We start from the raw sequence: 15517 nt of genomic DNA, 5'->3' as shown, positions 1-15517 counted from the left end.
TCAGCTCCCGGCGGAGGCCTTCTCCTCGTCGGAGTTCGGCGTCCATCCGAACCAGCCGTCGTCGGACGGGATGATGCTCCAGTCTCCGCAGACGAAGACGGTCTTCGCCTCGTACGCGGAGGGGCCGTCGTCCAGAGTCCAGGTCGGGGCGGAGGTCCGCTCCGTCTCCACGCAGTCGTCCGGCAGCGTCTGTGAGCTCGTCAGCAGGAGGACGGCGTCGTCGGCGTCGTCGAGGGTCGACGTCCGGAGCGTGAGAGCGGTCGCGTCGTCCGGAACCCAGTCCGCGTCGACCGGCGTGTCCGCCCGGAAGGCGTCGGCGTCGTCGAAGGTCCGGGTCGACTGCTTGTGCGCGAGACCCTCCACGGCGGCGCATCCGCCGAGCAGCAGGGTGCCGCCGAGGAGCAGGGCGGCAGCGGGGAGGAGGTGTCGTCGTGTCATACCTCCACTCTGCGGGCAAGGCTCGCGGGCGGCGTCCGTCGGGGGAGGTATCCCTCGTCACCCGGAGGAGTGATCTCTGCCGGAGGCGTCTCCGATAGCTCGGGGGATGCGGGAGGAAGTCCTCGAGGGCGGCAATGCGAGCGGACCCGTCGTGCGGGTCGGTGACACCGTCCGCAAGAGGTGGACACCCGCGACCCCGCACGTCATCGCCTACGTGCGGGCGCTGCGGGACGGCGGCGTCGATGCGCCGGAGCCGGTCGGCAGAGACCCGCAGGGCCGACAGATCATCGAGTTCCTCCCCGGCACGCTCGCGATGGATGCCGCTCCGCTCTCCGCCGCCGAGCTCGGTCGCGTGGGTGGGATGGTCCGCCGCATCCATGACGTCTCGGCGCGGTACGTCCCTGCTGCCGACGCGATCTGGGAACCACCCCTCTCAGCGCCCGCGCAGGAGCTCATCTGCCACAACGACCTGGCGCCGTGGAATCTGATGCTCGGCGACCGCTGGGTCTTCATCGACTGGGACGGCGCCTCCCCGAGCACCCGGTCGTGGGACCTCGCCTTCTCCGCGCAGACGTTCGCGCTTCCGGATCCGACCAGGGACCCGCAGCGCTCCGCCGAAGACCTCGCGGCCTTCGTCGACGGATACGGTGCCGACGAGGAACTGCGCGCGGTGCTCCCGGACATGATGCGCCGACGCACGCAGGCGATGCTCGATCTGCTGCGCTCGTCAGCGGAGGTGGGGCGCGAGCCGTGGGGGACCATGTACCGCACGGGTCACGGGGCGCACTGGGCGGCGGTGCTCGACTACGTCACCGCGCATCGGGGTGTGTGGCAGTGCGCGCTCGGGTGACCGTTCCGCCGGTCTGATTCTCCTAGGGTGATCGACATGAGTGACGACCTCGGCCGCGCGGTGATCGCGGATCTGTGCCGGATCCCGAACCCGGAGTCGATCGACCGGACGGCGTACGTCGAGCTCGGCGGCGTCGCCCAGTTCGTCTCGATCCGCGGTCGCAGCACACGGAACCCCGTGCTCGTCGTCTGTCACGGCGGCCCTGCCCTGCCGTCGCTGCCCTCGTCGTGGGTCTGGCAACGAGGCGTGGAGGACTACTTCACGGTCGTCAACTACGACCAGCGCGCGAGCGGCAAGTCCGCGGGCTCCGTGTCCGAGGACATGGACCTCAGCGTCGACCGGTACGTCGACGATCTCGTGGACCTGATCGCGTGGCTCCAGGGCGAGCTGGGCGTGCAGAAGGTCGGGGTGCTCGGGCACAGCTGGGGGACGGTCCTCGGGCTCACCCTCGCGCGGCGGCGTCCCGACCTGCTGTGGGCGTACGTCGGCGTCGGCCAGGTCATCTCCGGTCCCGAGAACGAGGAGGAGAGCTTCCGCCACGCGATGCGGAGTGCCGTCGCGGACAGGAACGAGCAGGCGATCTCCGAGCTGCGGGCCCTCGGGGAGTACCCCGGTGAGGAGCCGTTGACCGTCGAACGCATCGTGACCTGCCGGAGATGGGCGCAGTACTACGGCGGCCTCTCGGCGTATCGCTCCGACTTCGCGTACTTCACCGAGTCGCAGGAGCTGTCCCCGTATTACACCGACGCCGACCTGGACCTCATCGGTGTCGGGCAGCGGGCGACCATGCCCGCGGTGCTGCCCGCCCTGCTCGGCTTCGACGCCCGCGACCAGACGGCGTTCGAGGTGCCGATGCTCCAGTTCCTCGGACGACACGACTGGACGACCCCCACCGGACCGGTCGCCCGCTGGCTGGAGACCGTGACGTCACCTTCGACGCACGTCGTGTGGTTCGAGAACTCCGCGCACCTGTGCATGTTCGAGGAGCCCGGGAAGTTCCTCGTGAGCCTCGTGACCCACGCGCTGCCGCACGCGGTCGCCGCAGGGCAAAGCAAAACCCCCGCCATGTAGAAGCTAGGCGAGGGTTTCTGGGCTGATTGTAATGATCAGCCTTGTGGCTCCGACCGGCATCGATCCGGTGACCTTTCGATTTTCAGTCGAACGCTCTACCAACTGAGCTACAGAGCCGCGCGGCGATGATGCTGCCGCGTCCTAGACGAAGAGCCCTCTCCGAAGAAAGAGCTCGTCGCACGGAGCGACCCTGACGGGACTTGAACCCGCGACCTCCGCCGTGACAGGGCGGCACGCTAACCAACTGCGCTACAGGGCCATACTGGTGTTTTCAATTGTATCGGATGGAGTGACCCCAACGGGATTCGAACCCGTGCTACCGCCGTGAAAGGGCGGCGTCCTAGGCCGCTAAACGATGGGGCCGAGTCAGTCCCGGGGGACTTCCTTGCCGACGCTCAAGCATAAGGGATCATCCGGGCAAATCGCGAATCGAGCCCGGAACCCGCTTCCCCCGGGCGTGTTCGAGCGGGACCATGGAGGGGCCGGGGATGCCGTTCGCGCCGCTCCAGGAGTCTGGTGCTGGTGTGAAAGTTGTTGTTACTGTGGCATCTGTGAAACCGGCGGAAGGGGCCGTGTGAACGACAAGACCACGCAGGATGCGGCACTCGCGGCATCCGCGGACTGCGGGTGTGCGCCCACCCCGACGGAGCGACGTACCCTCTTCGGCGACGGCATCAGCCGCCGCGGCGCTCTCGGACTCGGCGCGCTCAGCGTCGTCGCCCTCAGCGCGTTCGGCATCACGTCCGGAGTCACGGCCGCCCACGCCGCGTCGTACCCGAGCTGGGACGACGTGCAGAAGGCCAAGCAGAACGAGGCGTCCAAGGCCGCAGAGGTGAAGCGCATCGAGGGGCTGATCCAGTCGCTCACGCAGAAGGTCTCCGAGACGCAGGCCGCCGCCGAGGTCGCCTCGACCGAGTTCTACAACGCGCAGCAGGCCTACTTCGCCGCGATCGCGGAGGCCGACTCGCTGCAGGAGAAGGCGGACGCGCAGGCCGCCGTCGCCGACGAGTCCGCCCGCAAGGCCGGTCAGGTCGCCGCCCAGCTCTACCGCAATGGCGGTGACGACACCTCGCTGGAGCTGTTCTTCGCGGGCTCCGCAGCCAACGCCGACGAGCTCCTCGCCCGCCTCGGCTCGATGGACAAGCTCCTCGAGTACAACCAGACCGTCTACAACGACGCGGTCGCCGCGCGGAACTCCGCCCAGTCGCTCAGCGACCAGGCGGTCGTCGCCCGGGACGAGCGCGACCGGCTCCAGAAGATCGCCGAGGAGAAGATGGTCGCGGCGCAGCAGGCCGCCGACGCCGCCCAGGCCGCTCTCGACGAGCAGTCGGCGAACCTCGCCACGATGCAGGCGCAGCTCGCCGCGCTGAAGGACACCACCGCGACCACCGTCGCCGGCTACCAGAAGGGCGTCGAGGAGCGCGAGAAGGAGCGCAAGCGCCGCGAGGCCGCCGAGGCCGCCGCGAACGCCGGAGGGAACAGCGGCGGAGGCGGGACCCCGGGAAGCGGCGGCTGGGTGCGTCCGCACGGTGGGTACCGCAGCTCCGGCTACGGCCCCCGCTCGCAGCAGTGCAACGCCAACGGCTGCTCTTCGAGCTGGCACTACGGCGTCGACCTCGCGAACGGCTGCGGCGCGGCGATCTACGCCGCCCACTCGGGCACCGTCGACGCGGCCTTCTACAACGGCGGCTACGGCAACTACGTCCGCATCCAGCACGGCGGCGGCATCGCCACCGGCTACGCGCACATCAAGCCCGGCGGGTTCGCGGTGCGCAGCGGCCAGTGGGTCGAGGCCGGACAGGTCATCGCGTACGCGGGCAACACCGGCGGCTCCTTCGGCTGCCACCTGCACTTCGAGGTCTACATCAACGGCCGCTACACGAACCCCATCGACTTCATGGCGGGCAAGGGCATCTCCGTCTGACGGACGGCTGGACAGCGGAAGACCCCCGGACGCCTGGCGTCCGGGGGTCTTCGCTTCGACAGGCTCAGCGACCCAGAGAGGTCGGCGACCCGGAGAGGTCAGCGACCCAGGGAGGTCGGCGACCCGGAGAGGGTCAGGTCAGTGGCCCTGCTCGCCGAAGCGGACGATGGCCTCGTCGAGGATGCGCTGCGCCTCGGCGGCGTTGCCCCACTCGTCGACCTTGACCCACTTGTTGGGCTCGAGGTCCTTGTAGTGCTCGAAGAAGTGCGCGATCTCCTTCTTCGTGTACTCGGCGATGTCGTCGATGTCCTGGATGTGGGCCCAGCGCGGGTCCTTGGAGAGCACGGCGACGAGCTTGTCGTCTCCGCCGGCCTCGTCGCTCATCTTCAGCACGGCGACGGGGCGGACCTCGACGACGACGCCCGGGTAGATGGCGTGGTCCAGCAGCACGAGCACGTCGAGCGGGTCGCCGTCCTCGCCGAGCGTGTTGTCGAAGTAGCCGTAGTCGGCCGGGTAGCCGAAGGTCGTGTAGAGCACGCGGTCGAGGTGCACTCGCCCGGTCTCGTGGTCGACCTCGTACTTCACGCGGCTGCCGCGCGGGATCTCGATGACGGCGTCGTGTGCGCCCATGCGTGTGCTCCTCAGGAAGATCGGTTGGATGCCGCGGACCAGCCTACTCGGGGGCCGCGGGATGGCTGTCCCGGTGCCGACGCTGGACGATCCGGCTCAGGAGGCGTGAGAGAGGACTGCTCAACAGGAGGACCAGCAGCCCCAGGTAGCCGTTCGGCGACGCGGCGACGGCGATGACCAGGGCGACCGCGAAAAGGACGATCGCCGCGAGATCACCGGCGATTCCGCCGCGGATCACCGCCGGGGGTGCCGTGATGAGCTCCTCGTGCCGCTGCAGATAGAGCCAGCCGGCGAGTGTCGTCACCTGCGTCAGAAGGAGCGTGCCGATGTAGAGGACCGCCTGCAGAGGGTCGGGCTCCATCTGACCGATCATCGCCGTCGGCACCGGCAGCCACACGATGGTCGCCATCCACGTCACGTTGATCCACAGCAGCGCGGGCGTGACCGCCTGGACTTCCCGGTACTGACGATGGTGCCCCATCCAGAACACCGCGATGAGGAGGAAGCTCAATCCGAAGCTCAGAAGCTGGCCGGCGTGTGCGGCGAGGAACTCTGCCGTATCCAGGTGATCGGCGGCCGCCTCGGCGACCGAGTCCGTGAGCGGCAGGATCAGCAAGGTCATCGCGATCGCCACGACCGCATCGACGAACGCCTTGAAGCGCTCAGGGCGGAAGGACGGAGCAGGGGAGCGACCGGTCACGGCGCCAGGATAGCCCTGCGCGGTTTTGGGCGACATGGCAGCCGAGACGGTGCCCTAGCGTGGAGGGATGCCCTCCCTCGACCCCGCCGTCGCCGAGATCCGCCTCGCCGTGCGCACCGCGCTCGCCGACCTGCCCGAGGGCTCGACCGTCGTCGTCGCGGTGTCAGGCGGTGCCGACTCGCTCGCACTGGCGGCGGCCACCGCGTTCGAGGCCGCGAAACGCGGGGTGCGTGCGACCGCGGTGACGGTCGACCACGGTCTGCAGCAGGGGTCCGCCGAGGTCGCCGCCGAGACGGCACGCGTCGCCGGACGGCTCGGGCTCGAGGCGCTCGTCGTCCGCGTCGAGGTCGACGGCGACGGCGGTCCCGAGGCGGCCGCGCGGGATGCGCGCTACCGCGTGCTCCGGGACGCCGCGGGCGACATCGGCGCGCGGGCGGTCCTGCTCGGACACACCCTCGACGACCAGGCCGAGACCGTCCTGCTCGGGCTCGCGCGCGGCTCCGGGGCGACGAGCCTGCAGGGCATGGCGCCGGATCGGGAGGACGAGGACGGCCTCCGGTGGCTGCGCCCGCTGCTCGGCGTGCGCCGCGAGACCACCCGTGCGTTCTGCGCCGCGGCGGAGCTGCAGCCCTGGGACGACCCGCACAACACCGACGACCGCTACACGCGGGTGCGGGTGCGTCGCCACGTGCTCCCGGTGCTGGAGACGCAGCTCGGCCCGGGTATCGCCGAGGCGCTGGCCCGCACCGCCGAGCAGCTCCGGGAGGACGCGGAGGCGTTCGACGAGATGATCCACGAGACGATCGAGGACATCGTCGAGCACGCCGAGGCCGGGATCTCGGTGAGCGTCGCCGCGCTCGCCGCCAACCCGGCCGCGCTGCGCAACCGCATCATCCGTCTCGTGGTCGACAGCGAGTTCGGGGCGAGCCTGAGCCGCGCGCAGACGATCGAGGTCGCCCGCCTCGTGACCGACTGGTCGGGTCAAGGGCCGATCGACCTCCCGGGGTGCGCTGCCGTGCGCCAGGGCGGTCGGATCGTGTTCACCGCCGCGACCCGCTGAATCGCGGGCCGCGGCGGCGTCGCGTTCTACTTCTTGCCGCCGAAGAGGCCGCCGAGGATCCCGCCGAGGTCGATGCCGCCGCCGGAGCCGCTCTTGCCGCCGCCGAGGAGGCCACCCAGCACGTCACCCAGCCCGCCACCGGAGCCGGAGTCGCCGCCGCCGAGGATGCCGCCGATGACGTCGCCGATCCCGCCGGAGCCCTCCGTGCCCGCGTCCGCCTTCGCCGTCTTGTCCTTCGTCGCGTTGGCGATGAGACCCATCACGATCGGCGCGAGGATGGGGAGGAGCTTTCCGAAGTCGATGCCCGGGGTCGCCTTCGACTCCGTCAGCTCCTTCGTGACCTCCTTCTCCTTCCCGCCGAGGATGTGGGAGACGATCTTCTCGCCGTCCTCCTGATCGATGTCGTCGACCGTCGCCGGGCTCGACGCACCGCGGTGCTTGCCGAGGGCCTTCTCGATGGCCGCCGACCCCTCGGAGCTCTCCGCGTTCCTGGCCAGCCCGCCGAGGAGCACGGCGCCGCCCTGCTCGACCGCGACCTTGGCCTCGTCGCGCGACACTCCGAGCTTCTGCGCGATGTCGTCGAGGGGGACCTGGCTGAGGATGTCTTGAGTCGCCATGGGGATCTCCTTCCGTCGGGGCGTGCGCCCGCATCACCGTCAGAGTAGTGCGGTGCCGCCCGCGCAGGGGAGGTACGCGCCCGCGACCGGAGCACACCGCCGCGTCGCCTAAAATCGATCCATGCGCGCCGCGGAGATCCAGGACGACCTTGCACAGATCCTCGTCACCGAGGAGGAGATCCACGCCAAGCTCGACGAGCTCGCGGCGCAGGTCGCGAAGGACTACGAGGGCAAGGACCTCATCCTCGTCGGCGTGCTGAAGGGCGCGGTCATGGTCATGGCGGACTTCGCGCGAGCGCTGCCGTTCCACGCGCCGATGGACTGGATGGCGGTGTCGAGCTACGGCGCCAGCACGAAGTCGAGCGGCGTCGTGCAGATCCGGAAGGACCTCGACACCGACCTGCACGGCAAGCACGTGCTCATCGTCGAGGACATCATCGACTCCGGCCTCACGCTGAGCTGGCTCCTGGAGAACTTCGAGTCCCGCGGTGCGGAGTCGATCGAGGTCCTCGCGCTGCTGCGCAAGCCGGAGGCCGCGAAGGTCGAGATCGACTGCAAGTACGTCGGCTTCGACATCCCCGTGGAATTCGTCGTCGGCTACGGACTCGACTACGCCGAGCGCTACCGCAACCTCCGCGACGTCGCCGTGCTGGCGCCGCACGTCTACAGCTGACGCTTCGACAGGCTCAGCGACCCAGGTGGGCTCAGCGGCCCAGGCCGCAGCGTCGGGGGCGTTGCGCCGTGGGTGAACGCACAGCGGCCCCCTAGCACGGAGGCGATACGCTGATCCGACCATGGATGTGAAGAAGCTCACCCGCAATCCGCTGATCTACGTCGCTCTGATCGGCGTGCTGCTCTTCGGCGGATTCCTGCTGATCTCGAACCTCGGTGCGCCGAAGCAGATCACGACGCAGGAGGGGCTCGAGCTGCTCTCCGGCAAGACCGTGACCGAGGTCGTCACCACCGACGGCGATCAGCGCGTGGACATGACGCTGTCGAAGCCGTTCGAGGGCTCCGAGAACGTCCAGTTCTACTACGTCGAGGCCCGCGCCGACGAGGTGGTCGCCGCGATCGATGCAGCCGCTCCGAAGGACGGCTTCAACGACGCCGTGCCGCGCGCAACCTGGTTCGACGGCTTCCTCTCCCTGCTGCTTCCCCTGGTGCTGCTCGGCCTGCTGTTCTGGTGGCTCCTGTCCTCCATGCAGGGCGGCGGCGGCAAGGTCATGCAGTTCGGCAAGTCCAAGGCCAAGCTCGTCAACAAGGAGACCCCGACGGTCACCTTCGCCGACGTCGCCGGCGCCGACGAGGCCATCGAGGAGCTCCACGAGATCAAGGAGTTCCTGCAGGACCCGGCGAAGTTCCAGGCCATCGGCGCCCGCATCCCGAAGGGCGTGCTGCTGTACGGCCCTCCCGGAACCGGAAAGACCCTCCTCGCCCGCGCCGTCGCCGGTGAGGCCGGAGCCCCGTTCTACTCCATCTCCGGTTCCGACTTCGTCGAGATGTTCGTCGGCGTCGGCGCCTCCCGCGTGCGGGACCTGTTCAGCCAGGCCAAGGAGAACGCCCCGGCCATCATCTTCATCGACGAGATCGACGCCGTGGGCCGTCACCGCGGCGCCGGCATGGGCGGCGGCAACGACGAGCGCGAGCAGACGCTGAACCAGATGCTCGTCGAGATGGACGGCTTCGACCCGAACGCGAACGTCATCGTGATCGCGGCCACCAACCGTCCCGACATCCTCGACCCCGCGCTGCTGCGCCCCGGCCGCTTCGACCGTCAGATCGGCGTCGACGCCCCCGACCTCAAGGGCCGCCAGAAGATCCTCGAGGTGCACAGCAAGGGCAAGCCGCTGTCGAAGAACGTCGACCTCGAGGTCGTCGCCCGCAAGACCCCCGGCTTCACCGGTGCCGACCTGGCGAACGTGCTCAACGAGGCCGCGCTGCTCACGGCCCGCTCGAACGCGCAGCTCATCGACAACCGCGCCCTCGACGAGGCCATCGACCGCGTGATCGCCGGTCCACAGCGCCGCACCCGCGTGATGAAGGACAAGGAGAAGCTCATCACGGCGTACCACGAGGGCGGACACGCGCTCGCGGCGGCGGCGATGAACTACACCGACCCCGTGACGAAGATCACGATCCTGCCCCGCGGCAAGGCGCTCGGCTACACGATGGTGCTGCCGCTGGACGACAAGTACTCCGTGACCCGCAACGAGCTGCAGGATCAGCTCACCTACGCGATGGGTGGCCGCGTCGCCGAGGAGCTCGTCTTCCACGACCCCACCACCGGTGCCTCCAACGACATCGAGAAGGCGACCTCGATCGCCCGCAAGATGGTCATCGAGTACGGCATGACGACGCAGGTCGGCCCCGTCAAGCTCGGCACCGAGGGCGGCGACATGTTCGTCGCGCGCGACATGGGCCGTGGCCGCGAATACTCCGAGAAGGTCGCGGAGCGCGTCGACGCCGAGGTGCGGGCGCTCATCGAGCAGGCGCACAACGAGGCGTACGCGGTGCTCAGCGAGAACCGGGACATCCTCGACCGTCTCGCCCTCGCGCTCCTCGAGGAGGAGACCCTCGACCACAACCGCATCGCGGAGATCTTCACCGAGGTGAAGAAGCTCCCCGAGCGTCCGCTGTGGCTGTCCAGCGAGGACCGTCCGGTCTCGGAGCGGCCGCCGATCGAGGTCCCGAAGAAGGACGTCTCGCTCGCCGCCTCCGTCGAGGCGCCGACGGCCCCGCCGCGTCCGCAGCAGGGCTCCGCCGGAGCGGGCAACCCTCGTCCCGCGACGGCGTGACGTGACCGTCGACAAGGGACGCGTCGAGCGGCTCACCAGGGAACTCCTGGAGGCGATCGGCGAGGACCCCGATCGTCCGGGGATCAAGCAGACACCCTCCCGGATGGCCGAGCTCTACGCGGAGTTCTTCGCCGGGGTGGGCGAGGATCCCGCCGAGCCGCTCGCCCACACGATCAGCGTGACCCGCGGGCCGGCGCCGGACACCCTGCCGTCCGGCGCGGTGCTGCTGCGCGACATCCGCTTCCGCTCGGTGTGCGAGCACCACCTCCTGCCCTTCGCGGGGCATGCGCACATCGCCTACCTTCCGGGCGAGCAGGTCGTCGGCCTCGGTGCGCTCGTGCGCGTCGTGGAGATCCTCGCCGCGCGGCCGCAGGTGCAGGAGCGGCTGGGGGAGCAGATCGCCGACACGATCGCCGAGAACCTCGACGCGCGCGGCGTGCTCGTCGTGCTCGATGCCAGCCACGGATGCGTGACGATGCGGGGCGGGCGGCAGACCGAAGCCTCGACGCTGACCATCGCGGCGCGCGGGGTCTACACGGATCCCGTGGCGCGTGCGGAGCTGGTGACCCTGATCGGCATGACCGTGCCGGGGGTCGGGACGTCGCGCGCATGACCGGGATCTGGGGCATCGTCAACGTGACGCCCGACTCGTTCAGCGACGGCGGGCGGTACCTCGACGCGGACCGCGCGGTCGCCCACGGCCTCCGCCTGCGCGCAGAGGGGGCGTCCGTCCTCGACGTCGGCGGCGAATCGACCAGGCCGGGTGCGGAGCGCGTCGGGGTGGACGAGGAGCAGCGGCGCGTCCTTCCGGTCGTCGAACAGCTCGCGGCGGCCGGCGCCGTCGTCAGCATCGACACCCTCAACGCGTCGACCGCCGCGGCCGCCGTCCGCGCGGGGGCGCGCATCGTCAACGACGTCTCCGGCGGACTCGCCGACCCGGACATGCGCGCCGCCGTGGCGGACTCGGGAGCCGATTTCGCGATCGGGCACTGGCGCGGCTTCTCCGCCGACATGTACGCGAACGCCGATTACCGCCGCGTCGCCCGAGAGGTGGCCGGCGAGCTGCGCGAGCGCATCGGGGAGGCAGCGGCCGCCGGGATCGCGCCCTCCCGCCTGATCGTCGATCCCGGTATCGGGTTCGCCAAGGCCGGTGCCCAGAACTGGGACGTGCTGCGGGGCCTCGACGAGATCGTGGGCCTCGGCTTCCGCGTGCTGGTCGGGACGTCGCGCAAGCGCTTCCTCGCCGACGTGCTGCAGGCGGCGGAGCCGGGCGGTGACGGCGTCTCCGAGGAGCGCCGGGACCTGGCCACCGCGGTGACGAGCGCGCTCGCGATGCGCGCCGGCGCCTGGGCGGTGCGCGTGCACGACGTCGCGGCGACCCGTGACGCCCTCGCGATCACCCGCGCCTGGGAAGGCTGAGTGCGAGGTCGGAGCGTCGCCGTACCCTAGAGGCATGGACTTCCTCGACGAGATCGTGCTGACAGGGCTGACCGTGTTCGGCCACCACGGCGTCTACCCGCACGAGCGGGAGAACGGGCAGGAGTTCACGGTCGACCTCCGCCTGCGGCTCTCCCTCGAACAGGCCGCCGCCTCCGACGATGTGGCCGACACCGTGCACTACGGCGAGCTCGCGGAGCGGGTGGCCGCCGTCGTCGCGGGGGAGCCGGTGAACCTCATCGAGACCCTGGCCGAGCGGATCGCGGACGTCGCCCTCGGTGACCGCCGCGTGCAGCAGGTGACCGTGACGGTGCACAAGCCGCAGGCGCCGATCGCCCTGACCTTCGACGACGTGGCCGTGACGGTGCATCGGACGCGGGCTCCGGAGTCGCTGGAGGACATCACCACATGAGCCGCAACCTCACGCAGGCCCCGGAGGTGCCCGGCCCCCGACCTCCGCACCCCGAGACGGTGGCGGTGGTCGCGCTCGGCGCCAACCTCGGAGACCGCGAGGACACGATCCGCGCCGCGGCCGCGCGCATCGGACGGCTCCCGCTCGTCTCGGACGTGCGCCTGTCGCGCCTGTTCGAGACGGTGGCGCTGCGCGTGGACGGCCCCGATCCGGACGCCCCCGGGTATGTGAACGCGGTGGCTCTGGTGACCACCCGGCTCGCTCCCGAGATCCTCCTCGGCATGCTGCACGCCATCGAGGACGAGAACGGCCGCGTGCGCGGCGAGCGGTGGGGTGACCGCACCCTGGACCTCGACCTCATCGCCTACGGCGACGTCGTGTCGGACGACCCTCGGATCCAGCTGCCCCATCCGCGGGCGGCGGAGCGGCTGTTCGTCCTGGAGCCGTGGCTCGACCTCGACCCCGACGCCGAGCTCGTGGGCCGGGGCCGAGTCGCCGATCTGGCGGCGGACCTTCACGCGCGAGGCGAGGGATGAAGCGCACCTCCGCTGGACTTCTCGCCGTCCTCGCACTCGTCGGCGCCGGGGCCGGCTTCGTCCTCGACCAGATGCTGACGGCGACGGGGCGGGCCACGTTCACGCCGTCCCTCTTCCTCCCGGTGCTGCTCGTCCTCATCGCGGGTGCGTCGCTCGGGGTGGCCTGGCCGGTGCGGCGCAGCGTCCGGTCGGGGGTGCGCATCGACCCGTTCCGTGCCCTCCGGGCCGCGACCCTCGCGCGGGCGTCCAGCCTGCTGGGGGCGATCATGGCGGGTTTCGGCGCCGGGCTGCTGGCCTTCCTCCTCACGCGCCCCATCGATCCCCCGATAGGGTCGACTGTGGCCATGGTGGCGCTGATCGCGAGTGCGGTCGTGCTCGTCGTCGCCGCTCTCGTCGCCGAACAGTTCTGCACCCTGCCGAAGGATCCTGATGACTCAGAACCCAGAGACCGCGCCCCTGAACCCGGCGGAGGGCACTGACCTCGGCGCCCTCGACCAGGGCACGTACACGGGCCTGCGCACGGCGCGCAACGAGGCCCGCCTCGAGCTCGACGGCACCTGGCACCAGATCTCGCCGCGCTATGTGGTGTCGCAGATCGTGCAGAACGTCATCTTCCTGGCGATCGTCGTGGCGGCGGCCGTCGTGCTGAACATCGTGCTCGAACAGGACTGGGTGTGGATCCCGGCCGGGGTCATCATCCTCATCACCCTCGTGACGCTGGTCATCCTCCCGCGTCAGGCCCGGGCGATCGGCTACATGCTGCGGGCGGACGACATCGTGTTCCGCAAGGGCATCCTCTGGCAGCGCATGATCGCGGTGCCCTACGGTCGCATGCAGCTCGTCGACATCACCCAGGGGCCGCTCGACCGGGCGTTCGGCATCTCCCAGCTCAAGATGGTCACCGCGGCGGCGACCACCGGTGTGCAGATCCCCGGCCTCGCCCAGGCGGCGGCCGAGGCGCTGCGCGACACGCTCATCCAGGTCGCCGAGACCCGTCGGACCGGCCTGTGAGCGAGTCGCAGCTCCCCACCGCCGCGCCAGGGCAGACCTCCGCGGGCACACCGTCGACGCACCTCGCGGACGGTGAATGGCACCGGATGCATCCGCTGACCCCGCTCTTCAAGGGCGGCCTGGCGCTCATCATCGTGGGCGGCATCGTGATCGCGAACATGCGCGATCGGGTCATCGCCTGGCTCGTGGGGCAATTCGCGCCGGAGGAGGCGCACTACGACGACTACACCGGCGGCGACCCGGTGGACTGGGTGCTCGCGAACAACTTCGCCCTGATCGCGCTGCTGGGTGTCCTGGCGCTCGTCGTGGTGCTCGTGGCGATCTTCTGGTTCGTCTGGCGCTTCCAGCAGTTCCGCATCACCGGCGACCATGTCGAGGTGCGCAAGGGCATCATCTTCCGTTCCCATCGCCGTGCGCCCCTCGACCGCGTGCAGGGTGTGAACCTCACCCGGCCGTTCCCGGCACGCATCATCGGCCTCGCGAAGCTCGAGGTCGTCGGCGCGGGCACCGACGCGAACGTCGCGCTCGAATACCTGGCGACGCCGCGCGCCGAAGGCGTGCGCGCCGAGATCCTGCGCCTGGCGTCCGGGGCGCGTGCCGCTCGGCACGCGGCATTGGATCCGCAGAGCGCAGCGACGCCCGGCGGGACCGCTCCGGCTTCCGCCCGCGCACAGCTCGTCGGCTCGATGAACGAGGGCGTCAACGGCCTGCTCGCCGGGGTGGACCTGCAGGACGTCGTGCCCGAGAGCGTCGTCAAGATCCCGGCCGGTCGGCTGATCGGCTCGCAGCTCATCTCCGGACTGCTGTGGCTGGTGTTCTTCGGCGTGATCTTCGCCATCGCGATCGGCAGCACCCTCATCGGGATCCTCATCGACGGGGAACCCGATGGCGGGATCGTCCTCCTCGGCATCGGTCTCGGCATGGGCGTCCCCATGGTCATCGCCGTGGTCGGCATCACCTGGGCGCAGATCTCCAAGTCGCTGCGGTACTCCATCGCGCCCACTCCCGACGGCGTGCGCATCACCTACGGGCTGCTCACCACCGTCACCGAGACCCTCCCGCCCGGCCGCATCTTCGCGGTCGAGGTGTCGCAGTCGCTGCTCTGGCGGCCGTTCGGGTGGTGGACCATCAAGATCAACCGGATGAGCGGCAAGAGCGCCGCCCAGCAGTCGTCGAGCAGCGGTCAGCAGTTCAACGTCGTGCTCCCGGTCGGCAAGCGCGCGGACGTGGAGCGGGTGCTGTCGCTCGTGCTGCCCGACGTGCCCGCCGAGAGCATCCCCGCGCTGTGGGACCAGGGTGTCGTCGGTCCGACCGATGCCGACCCCTACCGGACGATGCCGCGCCGGGCCTGGTGGCGGCGACCGTTCTCCTGGAAGCGTCACGGATACACGGTGACGACGGACGGACTGCTGCTGCGTCGGGGAATCGTGTGGCGCAAGCTCGCGGTCTTCCCGCTCGCGCGTCTTCAGGGCGTGTCGCTGAGTCAGGGGCCCATCGACCGGGCGCAGGGAGTGTCCGGTGCTCAGGTGCACACCGTGCCCGGGCCGATCACCGGCCTCCTCTCCGGGCTCGAGCGGGCCGACGCGCTCGCGCTGCTCAACGAGGTCAGCGTCGCCGCAGCCGAGGCGGCGTCCCGAGACCACACCCACCGCTGGAGCGAGCACGCCGCGGGAGATCCGGTGGCGCCGCCCGCTCCGCCGGTGTTCGGCGGTCCCGCGACGGCGGCGTCTCCCGCGTTCGGCGGTCCGGCGTCGGCCCCGGCCGCTCCGCCGGTCCCGCCCGCTCCGCCCACGGGCGCACCGGCGCCTCCGGTCACGGCGCCTCCGGTCGCTCCGCCGCCGGTCCCGCCCGTCACGGCGCCTCCGGTCGCTCCGCCGCCGGTCCCGCCCGTCACGGCGCCTCCGGTCGCTCCGCCCTCCGTTCCCCCGGTGGCGCCGCCACCGCCGCAGACGGCGGCCCCTTCCGCCCCGCCGGCGCCGCCCGGCTCGGTCGTGCCTCCGACGCCGGCGCGACCGGACGCGCCGCGCGAGGAGTGA

17 protein-coding genes and 3 tRNA genes are annotated in these 15517 nt (G+C 70.6%); 13 read left to right on the top strand and 7 right to left on the bottom strand.

Annotation, left to right across the window (positions count from 1 at the left end; translation table 11 throughout):
* A complete protein-coding gene (locus tag ACIQID_RS08165; protein ID WP_400283655.1) occupies nucleotides 1-438 on the bottom strand; it encodes a hypothetical protein in 438 nt (145 codons plus the stop codon).
* A 106-nt stretch (nucleotides 439-544) separates the two neighbouring features.
* On the opposite strand from ACIQID_RS08165, the gene ACIQID_RS08160 reads away from it, so the two are divergent.
* Together ACIQID_RS08160 and ACIQID_RS08155 are read left to right on the top strand one after the other, a co-directional pair.
* Nucleotides 545-1288, top strand: coding sequence for a phosphotransferase (locus ACIQID_RS08160; RefSeq protein WP_400283652.1), 744 nt, complete (start codon nucleotides 545-547; stop codon nucleotides 1286-1288).
* 36 nt (nucleotides 1289-1324) lie between these two features.
* Nucleotides 1325-2359 (top strand): alpha/beta fold hydrolase, encoded by a 1035-nt coding sequence (locus ACIQID_RS08155; protein WP_400283649.1) that lies wholly within the window; start codon nucleotides 1325-1327, stop codon nucleotides 2357-2359.
* Nucleotides 2360-2403: 44 nt separating this feature from the next.
* On the opposite strand, the gene ACIQID_RS08150 is transcribed toward ACIQID_RS08155, so the two are convergent.
* The 3 genes from ACIQID_RS08150 to ACIQID_RS08140 form a co-directional block, all read right to left on the bottom strand.
* Nucleotides 2404-2476, bottom strand: a tRNA-Phe gene (locus tag ACIQID_RS08150).
* A gap of 68 nt (nucleotides 2477-2544) precedes the next feature.
* Nucleotides 2545-2618: transfer RNA gene (locus ACIQID_RS08145), tRNA-Asp, on the bottom strand.
* A gap of 31 nt (nucleotides 2619-2649) precedes the next feature.
* Nucleotides 2650-2722 (bottom strand) — tRNA-Glu (locus tag ACIQID_RS08140).
* A gap of 211 nt (nucleotides 2723-2933) precedes the next feature.
* Between ACIQID_RS08140 and ACIQID_RS08135 the strand changes: the two genes are divergently transcribed.
* Nucleotides 2934-4283 carry a M23 family metallopeptidase gene (locus ACIQID_RS08135; RefSeq protein ID WP_249521777.1) on the top strand — a complete coding sequence of 450 codons (1350 nt, stop codon included), beginning with the start codon at nucleotides 2934-2936 and terminating at the stop codon, nucleotides 4281-4283.
* Nucleotides 4284-4421: 138 nt separating this feature from the next.
* On the opposite strand, the gene ACIQID_RS08130 is transcribed toward ACIQID_RS08135, so the two are convergent.
* Nucleotides 4422-4913: an inorganic diphosphatase gene (locus ACIQID_RS08130; protein WP_017204665.1), complete on the bottom strand. Its 492-nt coding sequence runs from the start codon at nucleotides 4911-4913 to the stop codon at nucleotides 4422-4424.
* 43 nt (nucleotides 4914-4956) lie between these two features.
* Entirely contained in the window at nucleotides 4957-5613 is a 657-nt protein-coding gene (locus ACIQID_RS08125) for a TMEM175 family protein (protein WP_331202235.1), read from the bottom strand.
* A gap of 67 nt (nucleotides 5614-5680) precedes the next feature.
* Between ACIQID_RS08125 and tilS the strand changes: the two genes are divergently transcribed.
* Nucleotides 5681-6673 carry a tRNA lysidine(34) synthetase TilS gene (gene tilS, locus ACIQID_RS08120; protein WP_400283644.1) on the top strand — a complete coding sequence of 331 codons (993 nt, stop codon included), beginning with the start codon at nucleotides 5681-5683 and terminating at the stop codon, nucleotides 6671-6673.
* Nucleotides 6674-6699: 26 nt separating this feature from the next.
* Here the strand turns inward: tilS and ACIQID_RS08115 are convergent, their stop codons facing one another.
* A complete protein-coding gene (locus ACIQID_RS08115; protein ID WP_400283641.1) occupies nucleotides 6700-7290 on the bottom strand; it encodes a DUF937 domain-containing protein in 591 nt (196 codons plus the stop codon).
* 121 nt (nucleotides 7291-7411) lie between these two features.
* Here ACIQID_RS08115 and hpt point away from each other — a divergent pair, with 121 nt between their 5' ends.
* The 9 genes from hpt to ACIQID_RS08070 all read left to right on the top strand — a co-directional run bounded on the left by hpt (nucleotide 7412) and on the right by ACIQID_RS08070 (nucleotide 15517).
* Complete coding sequence (gene hpt / locus ACIQID_RS08110; RefSeq protein ID WP_017204674.1) at nucleotides 7412-7963, top strand: hypoxanthine phosphoribosyltransferase; 552 nt, start codon at nucleotides 7412-7414, stop codon at nucleotides 7961-7963.
* Nucleotides 7964-8084: 121 nt separating this feature from the next.
* Nucleotides 8085-10085 carry an ATP-dependent zinc metalloprotease FtsH gene (gene ftsH / locus ACIQID_RS08105; protein ID WP_259981931.1) on the top strand — a complete coding sequence of 667 codons (2001 nt, stop codon included), beginning with the start codon at nucleotides 8085-8087 and terminating at the stop codon, nucleotides 10083-10085.
* A gap of 1 nt (nucleotide 10086) precedes the next feature.
* On the top strand, nucleotides 10087-10698 hold the full coding sequence (gene folE, locus ACIQID_RS08100) for a GTP cyclohydrolase I (protein WP_071327675.1): 612 nt from the start codon (nucleotides 10087-10089) through the stop codon (nucleotides 10696-10698).
* A complete protein-coding gene (folP, locus tag ACIQID_RS08095) occupies nucleotides 10695-11504 on the top strand; it encodes a dihydropteroate synthase (protein ID WP_331202238.1) in 810 nt (269 codons plus the stop codon). Before folE ends, folP begins: the two co-directional genes overlap by 4 nt.
* A gap of 34 nt (nucleotides 11505-11538) precedes the next feature.
* A complete protein-coding gene (gene folB / locus ACIQID_RS08090) occupies nucleotides 11539-11934 on the top strand; it encodes a dihydroneopterin aldolase (RefSeq protein WP_071327673.1) in 396 nt (131 codons plus the stop codon).
* Nucleotides 11931-12470, top strand: a complete 540-nt coding sequence (gene folK, locus ACIQID_RS08085; RefSeq protein WP_400283634.1) for a 2-amino-4-hydroxy-6-hydroxymethyldihydropteridine diphosphokinase — start codon at nucleotides 11931-11933, stop codon at nucleotides 12468-12470. Before folB ends, folK begins: the two co-directional genes overlap by 4 nt.
* Nucleotides 12467-12949 (top strand): DUF3180 family protein, encoded by a 483-nt coding sequence (locus ACIQID_RS08080; RefSeq protein WP_136050852.1) that lies wholly within the window; start codon nucleotides 12467-12469, stop codon nucleotides 12947-12949. Before folK ends, ACIQID_RS08080 begins: the two co-directional genes overlap by 4 nt.
* Nucleotides 12900-13481: a PH domain-containing protein gene (locus ACIQID_RS08075; RefSeq protein ID WP_400283631.1), complete on the top strand. Its 582-nt coding sequence runs from the start codon at nucleotides 12900-12902 to the stop codon at nucleotides 13479-13481. Before ACIQID_RS08080 ends, ACIQID_RS08075 begins: the two co-directional genes overlap by 50 nt.
* The gene (locus ACIQID_RS08070) at nucleotides 13478-15517 is read left to right on the top strand and encodes a PH domain-containing protein (RefSeq protein WP_400283628.1); all 2040 of its coding nucleotides are present in this window, start codon (nucleotides 13478-13480) and stop codon (nucleotides 15515-15517) included. The genes ACIQID_RS08075 and ACIQID_RS08070 overlap by 4 nt, the downstream gene beginning before the upstream one ends.

Source organism: Microbacterium sp. NPDC091676 (assembly GCF_044756645.1).
Classification (GTDB): domain Bacteria; phylum Actinomycetota; class Actinomycetes; order Actinomycetales; family Microbacteriaceae; genus Microbacterium; species Microbacterium paraoxydans_D.
Note: the sequence above shows the minus strand (reverse complement) of the source record. Positions and strands in the feature narration are given on the sequence as shown.